The sequence below is a fragment of the Leptotrichia sp. OH3620_COT-345 genome, assembly GCF_003932895.1.
Lineage (GTDB): Bacteria > Fusobacteriota > Fusobacteriia > Fusobacteriales > Leptotrichiaceae > Pseudoleptotrichia.
On sequence record NZ_RQYW01000001.1, the window covers coordinates 243,645 to 260,141 of the forward strand.

14 protein-coding genes are annotated in these 16,497 nt (G+C 29.4%); 2 read left to right on the top strand and 12 right to left on the bottom strand.

All coding sequences use genetic code 11. The features are described from left to right. Positions 1–669 precede the first annotated feature (669 nt). On the top strand, positions 670–843 hold the full coding sequence (locus EII29_RS11980) for a hypothetical protein (protein WP_158612441.1): 174 nt from the start codon (positions 670–672) through the stop codon (positions 841–843). 625 nt (positions 844–1,468) lie between these two features. Here the strand turns inward: EII29_RS11980 and rlmD are convergent. Further along, complete coding sequence (rlmD, locus tag EII29_RS01060; protein WP_125235686.1) at positions 1,469–2,899, bottom strand: 23S rRNA (uracil(1939)-C(5))-methyltransferase RlmD; 1,431 nt, start codon at positions 2,897–2,899, stop codon at positions 1,469–1,471. A gap of 22 nt (positions 2,900–2,921) precedes the next feature. Beyond that, the gene (locus EII29_RS01065) at positions 2,922–4,124 is read right to left on the bottom strand and encodes a M20 family metallopeptidase (protein WP_125235687.1); all 1,203 of its coding nucleotides are present in this window, start codon (positions 4,122–4,124) and stop codon (positions 2,922–2,924) included. A gap of 142 nt (positions 4,125–4,266) precedes the next feature. Here EII29_RS01065 and EII29_RS01070 point away from each other — a divergent pair, with 142 nt between their 5' ends. Then, positions 4,267–4,815, top strand: a complete 549-nt coding sequence (locus EII29_RS01070) for a GNAT family N-acetyltransferase (RefSeq protein ID WP_125235688.1) — start codon at positions 4,267–4,269, stop codon at positions 4,813–4,815. Positions 4,816–6,012: 1,197 nt separating this feature from the next. Here the strand turns inward: EII29_RS01070 and EII29_RS01080 are convergent. The 10 genes from EII29_RS01080 to EII29_RS01125 all read right to left on the bottom strand — a co-directional run bounded on the left by EII29_RS01080 (position 6,013) and on the right by EII29_RS01125 (position 15,890). Continuing rightward, the gene (locus EII29_RS01080) at positions 6,013–6,828 is read right to left on the bottom strand and encodes a Cof-type HAD-IIB family hydrolase (protein WP_125235690.1); all 816 of its coding nucleotides are present in this window, start codon (positions 6,826–6,828) and stop codon (positions 6,013–6,015) included. Between the two features lie 465 nt (positions 6,829–7,293). After that, complete coding sequence (locus EII29_RS01085; RefSeq protein WP_125235691.1) at positions 7,294–7,935, bottom strand: V-type ATP synthase subunit D; 642 nt, start codon at positions 7,933–7,935, stop codon at positions 7,294–7,296. 2 nt (positions 7,936–7,937) lie between these two features. After that, positions 7,938–9,317: a V-type ATP synthase subunit B gene (locus EII29_RS01090; protein ID WP_125235692.1), complete on the bottom strand. Its 1,380-nt coding sequence runs from the start codon at positions 9,315–9,317 to the stop codon at positions 7,938–7,940. Further along, positions 9,310–11,082, bottom strand: coding sequence for a V-type ATP synthase subunit A (locus tag EII29_RS01095; protein WP_125235693.1), 1,773 nt, complete (start codon positions 11,080–11,082; stop codon positions 9,310–9,312). Before EII29_RS01095 ends, EII29_RS01090 begins: the two co-directional genes overlap by 8 nt. Before the next feature lie 48 nt (positions 11,083–11,130). Then, positions 11,131–11,439: a V-type ATP synthase subunit F gene (locus EII29_RS01100; protein WP_125235694.1), complete on the bottom strand. Its 309-nt coding sequence runs from the start codon at positions 11,437–11,439 to the stop codon at positions 11,131–11,133. Continuing rightward, complete coding sequence (locus EII29_RS01105; protein WP_125235695.1) at positions 11,432–12,433, bottom strand: V-type ATP synthase subunit C; 1,002 nt, start codon at positions 12,431–12,433, stop codon at positions 11,432–11,434. The genes EII29_RS01100 and EII29_RS01105 overlap by 8 nt, the downstream gene beginning before the upstream one ends. Before the next feature lie 22 nt (positions 12,434–12,455). Next, positions 12,456–13,010, bottom strand: a complete 555-nt coding sequence (locus EII29_RS01110) for a V-type ATP synthase subunit E (protein ID WP_125235696.1) — start codon at positions 13,008–13,010, stop codon at positions 12,456–12,458. 55 nt (positions 13,011–13,065) lie between these two features. Beyond that, entirely contained in the window at positions 13,066–13,542 is a 477-nt protein-coding gene (locus EII29_RS01115; protein ID WP_125235697.1) for a V-type ATP synthase subunit K, read from the bottom strand. 87 nt (positions 13,543–13,629) lie between these two features. Further along, positions 13,630–15,579 (bottom strand): V-type ATP synthase subunit I, encoded by a 1,950-nt coding sequence (locus tag EII29_RS01120; RefSeq protein ID WP_125235698.1) that lies wholly within the window; start codon positions 15,577–15,579, stop codon positions 13,630–13,632. Further along, positions 15,579–15,890 (bottom strand): hypothetical protein, encoded by a 312-nt coding sequence (locus tag EII29_RS01125; RefSeq protein ID WP_125235699.1) that lies wholly within the window; start codon positions 15,888–15,890, stop codon positions 15,579–15,581. The genes EII29_RS01120 and EII29_RS01125 overlap by 1 nt, the downstream gene beginning before the upstream one ends. Positions 15,891–16,497: the final 607 nt, after the last annotated feature.

Consider the following 16,497-nt stretch of genomic DNA (forward strand, 5'->3'; position numbering starts at 1 on the left):
TTGATTAGTATTAAAATAGCACATATCAAATTCTAAAACAATAGTATAAAATAATTTTCATCTTATACAACAAAAAAATCTTTTATTTAATTTTAATATTTTAATTAAACTGACAATCAAAAAAATAGTTTTTCATTAGAATTTACTATGTTTTTACTCTATTGAAATAATTATTTTAAATTATTTTATAAAAGATAATTTTTGTTATGTACCACAAAATTATATATTAGATAAATTTTTTATTTTAATATTTTTTAATTTATAGATTATTTTGAATTATATTATATGAAATTCATTCTTCTTGGATATCCTGAATAATTTCATATATAAATCAAATTTTTATAGATTAAGTTTTGCTATAAAAGGTTTGAAAAATATTATTTTTAAATTTAATTTAATCGAAATTTTTCATAATTAACTTAAAAATAATTTTTCTTAACTTTTTTAATTTTATAATATTTTATAAATTAGAATAAAATCGGTTTCAAGAAAAAATGAAATATCAAGTAAACTTTTAAAATATTTGTTTCAATATTGAGATTTGACTTTTAATAATATTATGTTATATAATAAATTAAAAAATATGAAATTTCAATTGAATAACAGGTTAATGTTAAATATGACAGTAATAAAAATAGTGACAACAAAAATAAAAATGGAGGAAATTTAATGAAAAAAATTTTTAAATTATTAGTAATAATTTTGATATTGGTGTCATTTAACGGTTGTTTTTTATTAGATGGATATGGATACAGCTCTGAAAGAAGTTCAGGAGTATGCAATGCAGGTAGCATGAGTTCAGCTGTCAGAGATAATGCTTATAACAGTTCAGCCTGTAAATAAATCTAAACAAAAAATACATTTTTTCAAATAAAAAAGACCTTCCTTATATAAAATAAAGTTGGTTCTTTTTTATTTTGAGATATTAAAAGTTTACATCGACTCTTTTCCAAATATTTTATTTTTTGCTTGCCAAGCACTTTAGCTATTATTAAAATATTTTGAACTTTTATGACTGATAATACTTATCAGTTCCTATATGAGATCAGATAAATAACAATATTAACAAATAATAATATAATTTTTTATTTCATTCTTTTTAATTATGCAATTTTAATCTTACAAATAAATTTATATATATTGAAACTGTTTCATAAATCAGTATTTTTTTAATCATTAAGTATAAATTTTAAAAAATCAAAAATTATTGTTTATAAACTTTATAGAAAAAAATATATACAAAACTGATGGACTTACATGTTTCAGCATTTCGAGAAATAGTTCTGTTATATTATCATATATATTATAGAATTGAAAAAACTGAATGCCATGTAAAGTAAAGTTAAACTGATAACAGAACATAAATTGATAATAAATTTTATAAACATTACGGTTCTCAAGATTTATTAATAGAAAAAATTGAATTATGATGACTAATGTAATTCGTTACCAATAATTCAATTTTGTTTCAATTTTTAAATTCCTCTATTCCTTTAAATATCCTATTTTCTAATAATCCCACTATTTCTATATGAGCGGTCTGAGGAAACATATCCACAGGACAGAGTTTTAGAAATTTATATCCATTTTCAAGGAGCAGTTTAATATCTCTTGAAAAAGTAGACGGATTACATGATATATATATTATTTTCGGAATCTTATTTCTAATAACGCTTTTTAATGCTTTTTCTTCAATTCCCCTTCTTGGAGGATCGAAAATTATTGCATCTACATTTCCTTTTTCCTTTTTTAATATTTCAGGCAATATTTTTTCAACTTTCCCATTTATAAATTCAGCATTTTTTATATTATTTTCATTTGCTGTCTGATTGGCTGATACCACGGAACTTTCTACACTTTCAATTCCTATTGCTTTTTTTACTTTAGGTGATAATGCCATTGCTATTGTTCCAGTTCCTGAAAAGGCATCTATGACAGTTTTATTTTTACTTTCTCCCAAATATTCTATCCCTTTTTCATAAAGTTTTACTGCTTGAGATTTATTTATTTGAAAAAATGAATCAGGATATATTTTAAATTTAATATTTTCTACCTCTTCTTCTAAATACTCGTTTCCAAACAAATGTCTTGTTTCTTCTCCCAAAATAACATTATTTTGCTCTCTTTTCACAGATATATAAATGGATTTTAAAAATTCATTTTCATTATATAATTTCTCAAGAACTTTTATAAGCTGTTTAAACTGAGATTTTTTACTTACCACAATTATAATCATAACTTCATTTTTTTCATTATTTCTAACGATAATATGTTTTAAAAATCCTGTATTTGTTGTTTCATTATATACTTTAAATTCATTTTTCGTCCCTGAATAAACGTTTATTTCATTTAAAAATTTATTTATTATTTCTTCGGCAATATAAGATTTTAACAAACTTTCTTTAGCTGAAAATATATTATGAGATTTTTTTGAATAAAATCCTGTTAAAATTTTCCCGTCTTTTTTAAATAAAGGTTCTGCTGTCTTATTTCTATAATTTGTCTTAATATCACTTCCTATAATATTTTCTATTTCTATTTTTCCAATATTTATTCCACCTATTTTTTCCAGAACTTCCCTTAGCATATTATTTTTATATTCAAGCTGTTTCTCATATTTCAGCATTCCGAAGTCACAACCGTCAAAATCTTCAAAACTTATTTTTGAAATATCCTCTATTCTATCTTCCGACGGTTTTATAATTTTAGTTATAAGACCTCTTCCATAAGATTTCTTTACTGAAATTATTTCGATTTCCAAAATATCTCCGGGTACACTCATAGGTACAAATATTGTAAATCCGTCTTTTCTTCCTAATCCTTCTCCGCCAAACACTATTTTTTCTATTTCAATTTTCAGTTTCTGTCCAATTCTATATATATTTTCCGATTTTTTCATTTTTACCTCTTTAGATTATAATTTATTTTAAATATTCCATTATATTTTTCAATTGAAGTCCCATTCCTATTTTCAAACTTTCTTCATCTATGTTGAATTTCGGATGATGCAAATCATAAATCAATCCTTTACTTTCATTTCTGGTTCCAAGTCTAAAAAAACATCCGTCTATTTCATTTAGAAAATAACTTACATCTTCCACATCCATTCTTGCTTCTTTTAGTATTTCAAGACTTTCTTTTCCATATAAATCAATTATATTTTTTTCCACAAATTCAGTAATTCTGTCATTATTAATAACAGGAGCATAGCCTTCTTTAAGATTTATTTCAACTTTCCCTCCCAAACTTTCTACAAATTTAGGTAAATCTCTTTTTATGGTTTCCATAATGAGACTTCTTATTTCTGCCGACATTGTCCTTATTGTTCCGAGCATTTTTACTTTATCGCAAATAACATTATTAGTTTCTCCGCCTTTAAATGAACCTATGGAAATTACAGCTTCTTCTCTCGGGTCTATTTTTCTGCTTATAATGGACTGAAAAAATTCAAGAACTTTACTTCCTATAAGGATAGCATCCACTCCTTTATGAGGAAGTGCACCATGAGCTGAAACACCGTAAATTATAAGCTCAAGCATTGCTGAAGTTGCATGTACTTTTCCGTACTTTAGACCTATTTTCCCTAAATCAATTTCAGGTGCCATGTGTAAAGCAAAAAAAGCATCTATTTTTTTACTAGTTTCTCCATTAAAATTTAATGCTCCCGCTTTTATCATTCGATAAGCTCCTCCGTCTGTTTCCTCAGCAGGTTGGAAAAAAAATCTTACTGTTCCTTTCCATTTATCTTTGTTTTCAGCAAGTATTTTTGCTACTCCCAATTGTATAGATGTATGGGCATCATGACCACATGCGTGCATTTTCCCTGTTACTATTGATTTATATTCTACATTATTTTCTTCAAAAATCGGTAAAGCATCCATATCCGCTCTTGCTGCTACTGTTTTTCCCTCACCGTTATATATTGTAGCCACTACTCCTGTATTTATAATTTCTTCAAACTGTATATTATTTTCTTTTAAAAATTCTTTTACAGTTTTGCTTGTTTGAAATTCTTCATCTCCGAGCTCGGGATTCATATGTATTTTTCTTCTTACTTTTACAATTTCATCATATATGTTCTCAACACTGTTTTTTATAAATACATTTATTTCTTTTAAATTCATCTTTTATTCCTTTCTTACAAATAAAGTATTATTTTTTTATCTTATTAATTTTAAAATTTGAATTAATCAATTTGAAATGATATAATTATTATAAATAAAATAACTAAATAAAGCAATAAAAATTATTCTGAAAGGATATAATATGAAACTTTTAAAAATGAAACGGGGAAAAAATATTCTAAATGTATATAGACTTTATCTAAAGGCTTTTCCTAAAAGTGAACGAAAGCCTTTTCCTTTTATACTGCTCAGGCAATGGAAAGGTACAACTGAAGTTCTTGTAATAAAAAATAATAACGGAGATTTTCTTGGAATGGCAATTTCCGTTATACATAGTAATCTTGTTCTACTGGCATACTTTGCGATTTCTGACAATCAGAGAGGAGAAGGTATAGGTTCAAAAGCCTTTCAAATGTTAAAAGAACGTTACAAAGAAAAAAAGTTTTTTCTTGAAATTGAAAATACCGGCGTTTCTGAAGCTCCGAATATAAATCAAAGAATAAAAAGAAAAGATTTTTATTTAAAAAACGGAATGATTGAACTGCCTTTTATTATTGATTTTTTCGGTACCGAAATGGAAATTATGATAAATAATTTGCCATTGACCTTCAATGAATACCATTCCATTTACAAAAAGGAATTTGGAAATTACATCAGCAGAAAAGTTAAATTTGTAAAATATAAAAAATGATAATTCAAATTTTTCCAAATAATATATTTTACAAAAACTTTCCAATTTATTTCTTATTATTTTTGAAAAAACTTCAAAAACTTTCTTCACACTTTTTCATGGAAAAGAAGTGAAGTGAAAAACTACCAATTCAAATTATTTCATACTTAAAAATACTTCATTTGCTGAAAAATCACAAACTCTATCCTCTCAGGCACTTATTTTTCTGAACACTCATTCCTATATTTTTTTGTTGAAATAATTTGAACATCAGAATTTTACTTTAATATTTTAATTTTTTACCTCTGTTATGAAATACAATTTTATTTTTATTTGAAATTATTTTATATCATTTATATTATTCACTGCATCAAATTCTTTTTTAAAAAATTAAATTTTAATCTATTTAAAAAGTAAAACTTTTAATTCTGAAAAAAATTCAAATCCCTGGACTTGTGTAATAGAATCAACCCCGCTGAGAATTCATCAAATATAATAACTTCAAATTCAAGAATTAAAACTCTGACAATACACACTCTCTTGTAATGACTGCCACTTAATTATATAGTTGAATAAGATAGATATTCAGAAGACAGTCCCACTTTCTCAAGAATTTTTACAGCTTTTATTTTTCTTTCACTATAAGATATCATTTTTTTATAATGTACATAAAAAGACTCTACATTAAAACTTCTTCTGCTGAAAATTTATAATTTACAGCTTTCATGGAATTTTGAAATACAAGTTGTACTTACTTATGTATACTCTTAATTTCTTTTTTTTCTAAATTTTTACATAAAATAGTGTTGACTGATATATTTCCCTTATCATAACTTTCAAGTCTACAATAAGTCTCACAAGAGTACTTTTCCCTGAATCGCTTTCTTGCATAATACCTAAACACTCACCTTCAGAAATAAAAAAGCTGATATTTGATAAAATTAAATATTTAAAAAACCTACTGAAAATATATCAGTTCAACATATACAAAAGAAGTTATCTCAAAATAACTCAAAATTTACATATTTGTTTTTTGGTACAATTTATAAAATTATTCTCTCATTAGTAATAATAAAGTACTCACATTTATTTAAATAGCTTAGTTTTATTAAGAATCTGTTATAGAATTTTTCTGTTTTTCAATAAAATCGACATTATAATTCTTTCTGAAACCGGAGCTGTTTTTATTACAATCCGAATTTTTTTAAATATCATATTTTACTTAATATTCAACGCATATTTATAAAGAGCTTTTGCAACTCCGTCATTTTCATTACTTTCTGTGATATACTTTGCCGCTTTCTTTACATTTTCCGTTGCATTTTCCATTGCTACACTGATTCCCGCATATGTAAGCATTTCTATATCATTATTTCCATCGCCTATTGCCATAACTTCTTCTTTTTTTATTCCTAATTTTTCAGTCAATTTTTTTATTGCCGAACCTTTTTCCACTCCGAAAGGCATAGCTTCCAATATATATTTCTGGCTTCTTACAATGCTGTAATGTTTTTTCAGTTTATCTTCATTATCTTTCTGAAACTTATCCACATTTTCAGGTGAACCTACATACATAGATTGAAACATTGTATGTTTATCATCAAGTGCTTCTTTTAAAGTAATTTCCGTTATAGGTACATAAACAAGTTTTCCGTCATATTCAGTATATTCATTAGATTTCCCCACACAGAAATAATGTTTGTTATCAAATAGAGTAAAATTTACATCATACCCTTCTGTTAAGCTATATAAATATTCTATATCCTTTTTTGTTAATTTATGATAATCAGTCAATGCCAAATCTTCTGTTTTATGTATTGAACAACCGTTATTGACAATTATATATCCGTCAGTTTTTTCCAAATTCAACTCTTTATAAAAAGGCATTATTCCGAATAACGGACGTCCTGTACACAGTACTGTTTTTATTCCTTTTTTTTCAGCTTCTTTTAATGCTTCTTTTTGTTTAAATGTAATCTCTTTTTTCCCGTTTAATAATGTCCCGTCCATATCAATTGCTACAAGTTTAACCATTTTATATCCCTTTCTCTTCTTTTTAAATTTCTATTCTTTACTTTGCCCTATCAATTCTTGTACAATTATTTTTATTTCTCTTAAAATTGTATTTAGAGAGTTCTTTTTAATACTTTAGTTATTCCTCTCATTATAATTTATAAATTTTTAAATTGATATGTAAAGTTTCGTTCATTTACAGTAAAATGTCTGCATTTAATGGAATTATTTCTACTAATATATTTTTTATACCTGCTCATATTTTAATCTAGGAATAGTTCTATGAGAATTTTTATCCTGTGTTATATTTATTATTATGATTTATACAATAAATTCTATCATTTCATTCTCAAAAAGTCCATTCTGATTTTGGCAAAATTTTAATTATAATATCCAGAAAAATTATTTATATTATATCCGAAAATATAATTTGATACAAGTCAAAAAACAAAGAAGTCGCTTAATAAGCGACTTCTTATTCTAATATTAATTTTTTGCAGCCATCATATCCTTAACTTTCATTAGCCTCGTTATACTTCCTCTCTCATTTTCATCCAACTTCATCTGGATGAATCTTATTGTTTCTTTGAGTTGAGGTATTGTCATATATTCCAATGCATTTACACGACGTCTTGTCTTTTCTACTTCATCAGCCATAAGTTGACATGCCTTTTCCACTTCGGCAAGTTCCAGAAGATTACTTAATGTATTATTCAATCCATCTATAGCATCATCCAAATCCGCCGATGTCTGTGCATAGCCATAAGGATATATAGACCCTGTTTTTGTTGCACTGTTTCTCACAAAATCCATTTTCGGAACATGAACACTCATTATATTTTTCTTTTTAATATCCACACCTATTTCTTCATTTGGACAGGAAATGGCATTTTCAAGCATTTCATCCGACATTACCCCTCTTGCAAGGAGAAAATCTTTAAATGAATTCTGTAATTTTATTTCCACTTCTTCACGGAGTTTTTTATTTAATTTTATCATTTCAATAAATTGTCTCATTAATTCGTCCTGTTTATCTTTCAGAAGCTTATGTCCTCTTACTGCTGTCCTAAGACGGATTTTAAGTTTTGTAAGCTCCATTCGGGTAGGATTTACATTTAATTTTGCCATAATTATTCATCTCCTGCCGGCAAATATTTTTCCAAATATTCGTCTCTAATTCTTTTCAACTCCGTTTTAGGCAATATTTTTAATAACTCCCATCCTAAATTTAATGTTTCTTCAATTGTTCTATTTTTTTCAAAACCTTGAGCTACATACTGCTCTTCAAATGCTGTAGTAAATTTTACAAAGGCCTTATCAGTATCTGATAATGCAGATTCTCCCAAAATTACCGCTAATTCTTTTGCTTCTTTTCCTGTAGCATAGGCCGCAAAAAGTTGATTCATCGTATCAGCGTGGTCTTCTCTTGTTTTTTCCTTTCCTATCCCTTTATCTTTCAATCTTGAAAGTGATGGAAGCACATCTACAGGTGGCATAAGATTCTGTTTATATAAATCTCTTGACAAAATTATCTGCCCTTCAGTTATATATCCTGTTAAATCAGGTATTGGATGAGTTTTATCATCTTCAGGCATTGTAAGTATAGGTATTTGAGTTATAGAACCTTCTTTTCCTTTTATTCTTCCTGCTCTTTCATAAATAGTGGACAAATCGGTATATAGATACCCCGGATATCCACGTCTTCCCGGAACTTCTTTTCTCGCTGCCGACACTTCACGGAGTGCCTCACAGTAATTAGTCAAATCTGTAAGTATTACAAGTACATGCATTCCTTTTTCAAAGGCGAGATATTCAGCACATGTAAGTGCCATTCTCGGAGTTGCTATTCTTTCTATTGCAGGATCATCGGCAAGGTTCATAAACAGTACCGCCCTGTCAATTGCTCCTGTTTTTGTAAAGTCGTCAATAAAGAACTGTGCTTCTTCAAAAGTAATACCTATAGCTCCGAATACTACGGCAAATTTTGACCCTGAACCTAAAACTTTTGCCTGTCTTGCTATTTGTGCCGCAAGTTCCGCATGAGGAAGTCCTGAACCTGAAAATATAGGTAGTTTCTGTCCTCTTACGAGAGTGTTCAGACCGTCAATGGAAGATACTCCCGTCTGGATAAATTCTGACGGGTAATCCCTTGCAACAGGATTTATAGCTACTCCGTTTATGTCCAAACTTTTTTCAGGAATAATTTTCGGACCGTTATCTTTCGGTCTTCCCAATCCGTCAAATATTCTTCCTATCATATCTCCTGAAACACCTAATGATAAAGGTTTTTCAAGAAATCTTACTTTGGAATTTTTCAGATTTATTCCTGAAGAACTTTCAAACAACTGAACCATTGCTTTATCTCCGTTTACTTCCAGTACTCTTCCACGTCTAAGCTCTCCCGTCTGAGTTTCTATTTCCACAAGTTCTTCATATTTTACACCTTCAACGCCTTCAACTATCATTAAAGGACCCACTATTTCCGTAATCGTCTTATATTCTTTAAGCATTCGGTATACCTCCTTTGTTTATAAGACTGTCTATTTCAGTTGTTATTTCTTCTGAGATACTATTCATTTTATCCAACTCTTCCTCAGACAGATACTTTGCCCTTGCTATTTTTTCTCTTACAGACATGGAAGAAATTTCTTTTAGATATGCTCCCGAATCAAGCCCTCTAAGTCCTTCATCATAAAATTTCAATACTAACTGAAGCATTTTATTCTGCTTATTCAGTGAAGTATATGTATCAGATTCCATAAAGGCATTTTGCTGAAGATAATCCTCCCTTATGGATTTTGCAACTTCAAGTTTAAGCTGATCCTTTTCTGAAAGAGTATCTCTCCCTACCAGTCTTACAATTTCCTGTAAACTTGATTCCTCCTGAAGTAACGCCATTGCCCTCTGTCTATTTTGAGAAAACTCCGGCCCTACATTCTTATCCATCCAGCCGTCAACTTTTGTCTGATATAGGGAATAGGAATTAAGCCAATTTATAGCAGGAAAATGTCTTCTATATGCAAGGTTTGCATCAAGTCCCCAGAATACTTTAACTATTCTGAGTGTAGCTTGTGATACCGGTTCCGAAATATCCCCTCCCGGAGGTGAAACCGCACCGATTACCGTTAATGCTCCTTCTCTTTCGTCGGAACCTAAGCAGATTACTTTTCCTGATCTTTCATAGAAATCTGCCGCTCTTGAACCTAAATAGGCAGGATATCCTTCATCTCCCGGCATTTCTTCAAGACGCCCTGACATTTCACGAAGTGCTTCCGCCCATCTTGATGTGGAGTCTGCCATTATAGCTACTGAATATCCCATATCTCTGAAATATTCGGCAATAGTTATTCCTGTATAAATACTAGCTTCTCTTGCAGCAACCGGCATATTGGAAGTATTTGCTATAAGCACGGTTCTTTTCATCAGTGACTGTCCTGTATTCGGATCTATTATTTCAGGAAATTCCATAAGAACATCCGTCATTTCATTTCCACGTTCTCCACAACCCACATAAACTATTATTTGAGCATCCGCCCATTTTGCAAGCTGGTGTTGAACTACTGTTTTCCCTGAACCGAAAGGTCCCGGTACACATGCAGTTCCCCCTTTAGTTACAGGAAAAAAAGTATCTATTACTCTCTGTCCTGTAATTAAAGGAGCTTCAGGGTTCAATTTTTGTTTATATTTTCTTCCACGACGTACAGGCCATTTTTGCATCATTTGTATATTTACATCACCTTCAGATGTTTCCACCACTGCCACAGTGTCTGTAACTGTAAAACTTCCTTTTTCTATTGACTTTAAAGTTCCGTTTATCCCTAAAGGTATCATAATTTTATGGCTTATAACTGAAGTTTCCTGAACTGTTCCTATTATATCTCCGGCTTCTACTTTATCTCCTGTTTTCATAACAGGCACAAAATCCCACTTTTTTTCTCTATTTAATGAAGGAACTTCAACTCCTTTATTCAGATAATCTCCTGCAACTTCCTGAAACTCCTGCAAAGGTCTTTGTATACCGTCAAACATGGCTTCCAAAAGTCCCGGTCCAAGTTCTACACTTAAAGGTTCCCCTGTAGAGTATACAGGTTCTCCGGGTCCTATTCCTACAGTTTCTTCATAAACCTGTATTGACGCCTGGTCTCCCCTCATTTCTATTATTTCACCTATCAATTTATTATCAGAAACTCTCACAACATCGTAGACATTTGCTTCATCCATACCCTCTGCCACTACAAGAGGTCCTGATACTTTTATAATTCTTCCTACTTTCAATGAACATCTCCTTCTTTCTTCAAGTTTTTGAAGTCTTGATTTCAAGTTTTAAAATATATTTGAACCTATTGCTTTTTCCACGTAATCATTTATTTTCTGTATTCCGATGCCTAAACTTCCCTGATTGTTCGGTATCAGTATTATTGCCGGAATAAGTTCCTTATCATATCTTTCAACAGTTTCTTTTACCAAATCCGCAATCTGTTCCGTTACAAATATAATTCCGTATTTGCTATTTGCCAATGTATCTATTATTTTTCTTGCTTCTTCTTTATCGACTGCAGGAAACACTTCTATCCCCAGTGCCTTAAATGCCAAAATTGAATCCTTATCTCCGACTACACCTATTTTATACATATGTATCACGCAGCCTTTCTCTTACTTTTTCGGAATTTATGTTGTTAATCTTACTTACCATTATCATTCTGATCGCATTCATTTCTCTTTCTTTTGCAATAAGATATGCAAATAAAGGCTCCGGACCAAATACCGTATATTTGGATTCCTTATTCAATTCTAACAAATAATTATCGGATATTTTTTCAAGCTCGGACAGTCGTCCTTCTTCATTAAATATTTCAGCACCCTTTACAAGATAGTTTCCTATTTTTTCTTTTCTGAATTTGTTTGCTATTGATTCGACACTGTCATTCAATGAAGAGACAATCTTATCCTTGGGAATTTTCCCTCCTTCATGTATTACATTTTCCAAAAATTTAAAGTCCTTATTCTGCTTTTTGACACGTAACAAAGTAATTATATTCTGAAAATCAATAAGACTTTCAACATAATCTTTCAGTATTTTCACATTTATTTTTTCTGCAATCTTTAATAAATGAAAATAATAATATTTATCAACTATTATATCTATTCTCTGAGGATTCTTATTTTCATCGAAATCTTTTTCAACTTCATTCGCAGCTTTACTAAATTCTTCAGGCAAATCGCCATAGTTTTCAGCATCAAACTGAGCTTTCAATTTGCCTGACTTTACCGTTCCTGCATCCATAAGAAGCATTGAAAAATCTTTTCCTGTAAGTTTTCCTTTCAATAAAACTTTAAGATTGTGATAATCATATTTAAGAGATAAGATATCTACTATTTCACTATCATTACTCATTTTTCTTATAAGAGAAAATACTCTTTCAGTTTCTTTTTTCAGAATTTTTTCATATTCTCTGCTATTTTTAATATCCGTCATGCTTTGGGAATATTCAGTTTCTCCCAATAATTTTAATACTTCATCGGGAGTTTCAGCTTCTATCATTCTTTCAAGTCTGCTTTTATTTAAAAGTCTTTTTTCCAATACTCTTACAGTTACGACACTACGTCCGTAATCCATTTTATTCATGCACTTTCTCCCTTAATATTGATTATGAAAAGAGAAGTCTTGAAATTTCAACTTCCAGTTCATCTCTCATAAAATCCAGTTTTACTTCAAAAGTGTAGTTTTCCTGAATTCCATTTTCTTCGATTATAAATCCGGAATCTACAAATACATTTTCTTCCGTTTTTATATTCGGAAATTTTTCTTTCACTTTATTTAAATGCTCTTTTTTCACTATTAATTTTTTATTTGAATTGAATGAAGAAATATCCGTATTTTCGGAAATATATTTAATATACTCTTCTTCATCCATATTTACAAGTTTTTCCTTTAATCTGGAAATCACTTTGTCGATAGTATCCTGTTTAGCTTGCAATTTCTCATCTCTTGCTTTCAGAACCGCTCCCGATTTCATTCTTTCAGAAATAAGTTCACGCTCTTTTTCACCCATTTCGAGTATATTTTTTTTCTTTATGTCGGCTTTCTTCAATCCTGCTTTATATTTCTCATCAGCTGTCTCTTTTGCTTTCTGTTCAATTTCAGCTGCTTTTTCTTTAGCATCATTTATTATTTTTGATGTTAAATTATCCAAATTAGACATTTCTTCACATCCTTAATTTAAAATTTCGTCATTTTATTGTCTTCAGATAATCTGTCTATTTTCCTAATAAAACCATAATCATTGATATTACAAACGCCAAAAGAGCATAAGTTTCAACCATTACCGCATAAACTATCCCTTTTGTAGACTGCTCTTCATTCTTTGCAAGTATGCTTATCCCTGCTGCAGCAACTCTTCCTTGAAATATTGCAGAACCGTACCCTGCAACTGCTATAGGAAGACATGCTACAAACAAATAAAATCCTTGTGCAAAACTCATTTCAGGACTAAGCTTGAAAAATACAAGCAACCCTATAACAAAACCGTATAATCCCTGTGTTCCCGGCAACAGCTGCAACACTAATGATTTTCCAAATTTTTCAGGTTCTTCTGACATGAGACCTGCCGCCACTTCTCCGACCATTCCTACTCCTTTTGCTGATCCTATACCTGATAAAAATACTGCTGTAGCCACTCCTAATGCTCCTAAAATATAACCTCCATATTGTGCAAATAATGCTGATATATTCATTTTTTCCTCCTAAGTTTTTATTTATTTTATTAATTATATATTATATAATTTCTAATTACATTTATTTTCTATTTTTCCTAATATTTTCTAATCATCCAGATTTATATACTTACTTTCGGTTCTAAAATCCTTGAAAGGCTTTCCTCCTCCTTCATAAAACTTACCGAAAAATTCTACATATATAAGTCTTGAGGTATGTACATAAGAACCTAAAAATGAAAGGAACATATTAAACAGATGTCCTAATACAAATATAACGGGAACAAATATAAGACCAAACCACGTACTTCCTAAAAGTCCTGCAATAATGTTCATAGCTTGTGCTATAAATCCTCCTGCAAGTCCTAAAGCCATTAATCTCGAATAAGACACAAGATCGCCTATATATCCTGAAATTCCGTATAGACTATAAAGTCCTCCTCCCAGTTTTCCTCCGATACTTTTAGCTTCTCTTCCTCCTGTCAGCACAATTCCTATCATTCCTATTATCATTATCCACATTGAAATATTTGAAGCAGTTTCAGATAACTTAAGGACTGAAGATAAGAGAAACACTATTCCTCCACTAAGTGCCATATACCAGAACCCAGCATCATATAACGCATCTAAAGGCTTTCCGGATTTAAAACACAGATATGCCTTGATAGCCAGTCCAAAAAATAAGTGAATCAACCCAAAAGTTACGGAACCTATAAGCAGTTTCTGAAATTCCGTCGTCGGATTTACCAATCTCCATATTCCGGGTATTTCCAGTCCAAAATATGAGCCGTATAAAACTCCCCATATTATAACTGAAAAACTTAAATAAAAGAAAAATTTTATTCCAAGTCTTGATTTTTTATTAAGGTTTACAAATTTCAATACAAACAATGTTCCAAGAAGTAAAATCAGACCGTATCCCGCATCTGCAACCATCATTCCGAAAAATACTATATAAAAAGGTGTAAGTAAAGGTGTCGGATCTATTTCATTATATTTTGGATAAGCGTACATCTGGGTCAAACTTTCAAATGTACTTACTACTTTTCCATTTTTCAGTTTTATAGGAACACTTCCATCATTTAAGTCAGCTTCTTCAAAATCTATATAGTAATTTGATCGAGAAGCATCTGCCACTTCTTTTTCAAATTCTTCTCTTTTAGAAGTAGGAATCCATCCACTTATTATACACATATTTTCCGTTTTCGCCATTTTTTCGGTTTCAGTTATTCTTAACTTTTTATTTTTGAGATATTCGTAAACCGCTTCTAGATTGCTTAATTCTCCATCATAACTTTTTATTTCAGATTTTATTTTATTTTTTTCTTTTTTCAATTCCTGAATTTCATTTTTTAATTTTCTTATATGTTCTTCAGGGGTTGTATCTACTTTTAAATCTTCTACTGTAAAACTTGTTTCTCTGAATATTTCCAAAAGTTTTTCCTTTTCCTCATCTTCCTTGCCGGAAATAATCATATAATAAATATCTTCTTTGGTAACTTTCAATTCCTCATAGTAAGTTTTTTCAAGTTCATTCATTTTTCCTATAAAATTGCTTTTAAGCTTATACGGTATTGTTCCGAGATATGTATTTACCGTTTTCAGTTTTTTCAACTCTTCAGGATTTATATCCAACCTGTCCCACAGAGATATGCTATCCAGTTCTACATATTTTTTAGATATTTTGGAACGGGTTTCATCCAAAGCTGAGCCTAATTCTTTCAGCTTGTGACTCAATTCTTTCCAGTCATACATAGCCGCTTTCTTGGCAAGTTCTTCAAAGGTATAATTATCATTTCCTTTCATAACAGCTTTTATATTCTTTTTTATTACCTGATATTTTTTTAACAAGCTGATAGAATAATTAACCGAATAAATTCTTTCTTCAATTCTGGTTAGTTCTTCATTATTGATAATTTTTTTCAATGTTTCATCTTTATTTTCCACATTAAAATCAACAAAATTAACTTCTTTGAATTTTTGGAGCCTTTTAAGAATTTTAGCCCTCTGTGAGTCAAAAGCAATCAGATTAAATTTACTCATTTTAACTATTGCCATTATTTCACAATCCTCTCTGCCAGTAAATTTACTATTTCACTCATTTTAGTTTCTTCAATGTTCAATATATTTTTCAATTCTTCCTTTTCCTTGTTCAGAAGAAATTCGACATCTTTGTTAACTTCTTCCACTGTCTTGTCTTTTAATCGTTTTGCTTCTTCTTGAGCTTCATGAATTATTTTTTCACTATCTTCTTTTATTTTCCGCTCAACATCTTTTAAAATGTTTTTAGCGTTTTCATTAGCTTTTAAAATAATTTTATTAGCTTCTTTTTCAGTATTCCTGATTTTATCCAATACTTCTTTTGCCAAAATTTATTCCTCCTTTTCTCAGAATTTTGTTTTCATAAAAATATCAGTATATTAAATTATACCACATTTTATAGTTTTTTTTACTTCACAATATTTATTTTTTAAAAATGACTTTTGAGTCATTTTTATAATATCACTTTTATTTACTGGTGTCAAGGATGTTAACAAAATATTTTTTACTAAAAAAATTTTTATTATAATTCTGTAATTTTATTTACGTGATAGCACTGTCTTATAAAAATGCTTTTTAAACACCGGACTTTCCGATTTAAATTAAAAATATTTCGTTCACTATATTCCTATCGTACCGTCTTAATCTTAATTTTTTTATCATTTTATTAAGATTAATTTTCAACATCTAAATTTTAATATATAAAAAAGAATCTAAAGTAAGAATCGTAAAAATGTTTTTTATTTTACATTAAATAAGCATCTTTAGATTTAATTAAATTTAGATTGAATTATCTCATAATTTAAAAATAAATTTACAATTATAAGAAATATATATTTTAAAAATTAAATATTATTATTTTTTCTGAATTTTATGGAAATTAAATACAGCCAAAATTTATTTTTTGACATTTTCTGCACCTTATAAAACTCTCTC